Here is a 394-nt window from a genome sequence, read left to right as displayed (position 1 = left end):
CCACGACCCGGCCGGCAACCTGTTGATGATGGACCGCCCCGGTCCCGTCACCGTCAAGGGCAACCGCCTGCTGCTGGACGGCGACCGGCACTACGACTACGACGCCTTTGGCAACCTGATCCGCGAACGCCGGGGCAAGGCCCACAGCCTCGTCACCGAATACCGCTACGACAGCCAGCACCGGCTGATCGGCCTCACCACCCCGGACGGTCGCGAAACCTCCTACCGCTACGACGCCTTCGGCCGACGCATCAGCAAGACCGTGGACGGCCTGACCACGGAATTTTTCTGGCAAGGCGACCAACTCGTCGCCGAAAGCAGCCCGCGCCACCACCGCAGCTACCTCTACGAACCCGGCACCTTCCGCCCGCTGGCCCTGCTCGACGGCAAAGGT

General features: G+C 67.0%; 1 protein-coding gene. It reads left to right on the top strand.

Annotated features, from left to right (window positions below):
• A partial coding sequence (locus ACLEJQ_RS25795) for a hypothetical protein (protein ID WP_440799928.1) occupies positions 1–394 on the top strand: 394 nt, incomplete at both ends.

The sequence above is a fragment of the Pseudomonas sp. SMV71 genome, assembly GCF_052042015.1.
Lineage (GTDB): Bacteria > Pseudomonadota > Gammaproteobacteria > Pseudomonadales > Pseudomonadaceae > Aquipseudomonas.
This window is presented reverse-complemented; position numbering and strand designations above follow the sequence as displayed.